The sequence below is a fragment of the Desulfobacterales bacterium genome (assembly GCA_034003325.1).
Taxonomy (GTDB): Bacteria; Desulfobacterota; Desulfobacteria; order Desulfobacterales; family JAFDDL01; genus JAVEYW01.
In genome coordinates this window covers 1-3,886 of sequence record JAVEYW010000041.1, presented here as the reverse complement: position 1 = coordinate 3,886, position 3,886 = coordinate 1, and the positions used below count along the sequence as shown (strand labels likewise).

Below are 3,886 nucleotides of genomic sequence, written 5' to 3'. Positions count from 1 at the left end.
TATGAACTTCCCACAATTCACGTTTTTCCTGACCTTCTTTAGACATAACCTCTCCTCCATTAATTTTGGATGGATTATGCCACCGCTCCGGATCGTTGTGAAGATGGGGTTTGTCGGACGCTTACCACAGATTCAATCGGAAAAGCCGATACACAAAATGTTGTGCATGGCATTAAGCGGTCCAATGCCTGAGTTGAGTATTAAATAGCTGTCAAAATGTTTTTGGATCATTTTTGTCTTCTTTTAAATTCACATGTGATGTCGGCAAACTCCGCACATAAGGTATCCAAGCGGAACTGGAGCACCACAATTAGGACATGATGTTTCAAGTTTAGGCCTGCGCCATTTGTTCCACTTTTCTGCGTTCGATTTCTCCCACATTTTTGAAGCTGATGGCCCCACAGCTACAACGATATCGCCATATTGAGCTCCTCGCTGAATCAAATTCGGAAGTTCCAGAATTGTCGTCCCGTCGGGGACATCTAAACCAAAATCGTGCCCCTTTTTCAAAACATCCGACACCGCCCATGAGACACTGGCACCGATTCCAGCCTTTCGTCCACCCTTGTCTGACGCAGCGACGATAGCCTTCACAATGAGATTTTTCACATCGACACCTGCGGCCCCTCTGCGTTGTGCCACTTTGGCAATTTTGCGGAAAGAATTCTCGTCAAGATATTCAGTACGACCAGCAGCAAAAACTATCACCTCGCTGCCCGGTTTCAGCCTGGAACATGAGACTGTAAAATGACTAAACGCTTTTGAGGCAGCACCATTTGTGTCAGCCCTTTCATAATTCGACACCACATAGATAGATGCAATTCCATTTTCGCGTGCTCCAATGATAAATGAATGCCTGCGATTTCCGCTGATAGGAATGAATACGATTTGCCGTTCCGCTTCTTTGCGAATGGCATCCAGAACATTATGCAAAGAAAGATGAGCCAACTTGACTCGCGAGCCGAGCTCCCACAACCAGTCGGATGGAGTTTTATCCTTAATTAATCCAATGCCGTTATATGTGATAAAGGCCACACCTGTTGGATGTTCAAGAACAGTCAGCTTTGTTGATCGCTCGGTGTATATTCCACATTTTATCGGTTCTGTGAGCCGGCGATCAGATGCCGCTATAAGTAGTCGCGGTGTAGCTACTGTGATGCTGAGAGTCATGTGTTTGAGAGTTGCACTCCCATAGTGTTTTGTTACGCCGTCGAACATATGAGGTTTGCCCGCACGATGTTGTGTTTGGGTTCAACTCATTAAAACAATTTAATATTCAGAATTCAGTCTGGTAAGGAAATAATGAATTACCAAAATAAAAAGATGAAGCCGGAAAGTTGAATCAGACTGTTCAGAGAGGCCGGGATGCGACCCTTCTGGATGAAGACGTTTCCAAAAACCTTCAACAAATCCAGTTCCATTGAATAAGTATTCATTATATTCCTGTATAAAGAAACCAGCTTTGGCAAGGGCAATTTTCCGCTCATTGCTTGAGGAATAGTCCCCAGGACACACGATAGCCTGCGTGCTATCAAAAAATTCCTCAACAAAGGTTCGAAGTTGAGCATTTGCGGAAGCCCATTCTCCGCGAGAATGCGCTGCAACAGCTTGCTCATAATGTCCCGGAGCCTAATGAAAGCTGAAGACAGATTACAGGAATTGCCTAAGGCATCAGGCTGAAATTTTATGCTGGTGGCTCCTCCCGCCACGGCAGATATCTTTCCCTTGACCACCTAAGATATATGCTCAGCTCTTCGTTTATATCTTCAATGCTAAACTCTTCACTGTCATAGGGTCCACCATTCCATTCCAGGACACCCTCATGCGCTTCATGAGATGAATCTTTCATGGCTTCACAAAATTCACCATATCCCAAAACGCCTCCGATATCTTCGGGAGGGCAAGCCTTGGCGCCGTCTAAGCACTCTACTTCACTCTGCAGGTCCGGATTGGCATATCGGTTATCCTCAATCGTGACCTCATGAACCCAGTTGTCCCCGAAATCATACCGATAATCAAATGTACGCCCTTTCAGCTTAATAAGATCTCCAAGGCGGTATTTCCCGGATTCGAAACCGTCTTCTTTCGACTCTGGGAATTCGGTGAAGCGCTTTTTCCCAATAATAAATTCATACAAGTGGCTGTCGGTCCATCCCATTACGATCTGAATGATATCGTGAAGACGGTCCAAGGTGATATACGCAGGAACGACAAAATGCCGCCAGATTTCGGGATCGATCTCATCCAATTTAATTTTCAATAAATACCGTTTGACCTTCATAACTCCTCCTCACCGGGGTATTAACCTCTCGAATTAATAAACCCAGTCCTCATGACTGACTGGTAGCCGATTTAGCCGGTCCAAATAGAACTGCCACTTCGGCATAAAGCGATCCATTAGTGCCCTGAACCGCGCATTGTGTGTCGGCTCCAGCAAGTGTGCCATTTCATGCACAACGATGTACTCAAGGCACTCCATTGGTTTTTTTGCAAGTTCCGTGTTGAGACGGATGTGGCCCGCAGCCGGGTTGCAGCTTCCCCACTTGGTTTTCATCCGTTGAACGAAAAATTTAGTCACCTTCACCCCCAATACCGGCTCCCACTTGGCGATCAAGGACGGCACCGCACCCTTGATCTGCTCGCGGTACCACCCTTCCGCCAATAAATGCATCCGTTTTTCATCGGTGCCCGGACGCACCCGCAGCAGCATTCTGCTATGATTCAATTCGACGGATGGTGCTTGATCGCATTCGGTGACGGTGAGCAGGTAACGCTTGCCCCAAACATAGTGACTTTCGCGGTCCAGATATTCACGGGGCGTTTCGCGCGCCTGTTCCCGGAGTTTTTTTTGTTGCTGCTTGATCCACACTATTTTTGAAATGGCAAAGACACGAATGGTGTCAAGGTGCATGCGCAACGGTGCCGAAATTCGCACCTGGCCGGTAGGCGGGTGGACGCTCAAGTGGATATTCTTGATATCCTTGAATACCACGTCCACAGTGATATCTCCCAGCTTGAGTTGTTCGACCATCAGTATTCTTTCTGCGCTTTAACGATGAGAAAGATACGTTCTACCTCGGCCACGTTCTTCAACACGTCGTAGAGCGCCGCCTTGACAACTTGTTCTCTCGGGCCGCCATTGTCACGCCAAGCATCCGGCCGAACCAGCCGGACCGTTTGATCGATTTCCAAGGCCAAATTCAAAGCCGGATCGTCGGTGTCTCCGAATGGGGCAATTCTTTGAGCAATGCAATCTTTTCCCACTGGCTTTCCCCCGTCCGTCTTGAGGTTGTTATAAAGGGCGCGTTTTCCGGGTGTGTCGAGCGTTGCAGGGGTATCTTCCGCCTTTCCGGCCTCCACCTGTTTTGCGAGTTCGGCGATACGTTTCAGGTATTGCTCATATTCAACGGCCTTTGTCTTCCTTGCGGCAATGATCTCTTCCAGCAGTGCCGACATTTTTTCGTAGTAGGCGGGGTCGCTCAGGTGCTCCTTGATGATTTTACGGCGAACGTTGTTCTCGATGGTCTCGGCAATCGCGTTCTTGTTCCCCTTTAAGGCACCGAGCTGGGTCGCAATCGCATTGGCGATGCCGGTCTTCACAATCAAGTCGAGCAGCGACATTCCGTCAAAGGGGGATATCGTCCGCGGTTCATCGGCTTCGATGTAGGTGTCGATGAGGTGGCGCATATCGGCCTCGTAGGCCTTTAGATCAAGACTCTCCCCACTGGCCTTTCGGATGATCTCGCGGACATTCAGGTAATGTAAGCGTCCGACAAACCCCATCTTCACAACGATCCGGAGCGGTGGCATAATCCATCCAAAATTAATGGAGGAGAGGTTATGTCTAAAGAAGGTCAGGAAAAACGTGAATTGTGGGAAGTTCATA

5 protein-coding genes are annotated in these 3,886 nt (G+C 48.1%); 1 reads left to right on the top strand and 4 read right to left on the bottom strand.

Annotated features, from left to right (window positions below; all coding sequences use genetic code 11):
- A partial coding sequence (locus RBT11_20560) for a hypothetical protein (GenBank protein MDX9789176.1) occupies positions 1–208 on the top strand: 208 nt, incomplete at its 5' end.
- Positions 209–249: 41 nt separating this feature from the next.
- On the opposite strand, the gene RBT11_20555 is transcribed toward RBT11_20560, so the two are convergent.
- The 4 genes from RBT11_20555 to RBT11_20540 all read right to left on the bottom strand — a co-directional run.
- Complete coding sequence (locus tag RBT11_20555; protein ID MDX9789175.1) at positions 250–1,218, bottom strand: hypothetical protein; 969 nt, start codon at positions 1,216–1,218, stop codon at positions 250–252.
- A gap of 466 nt (positions 1,219–1,684) precedes the next feature.
- A complete protein-coding gene (locus tag RBT11_20550; GenBank protein MDX9789174.1) occupies positions 1,685–2,281 on the bottom strand; it encodes a plasmid pRiA4b ORF-3 family protein in 597 nt (198 codons plus the stop codon).
- A gap of 33 nt (positions 2,282–2,314) precedes the next feature.
- Positions 2,315–3,031, bottom strand: coding sequence for a SprT family zinc-dependent metalloprotease (locus RBT11_20545; protein ID MDX9789173.1), 717 nt, complete (start codon positions 3,029–3,031; stop codon positions 2,315–2,317).
- A partial coding sequence (locus RBT11_20540; protein MDX9789172.1) for a hypothetical protein occupies positions 3,031–3,886 on the bottom strand: 856 nt, incomplete at its 5' end. The genes RBT11_20540 and RBT11_20545, both read right to left, overlap by 1 nt.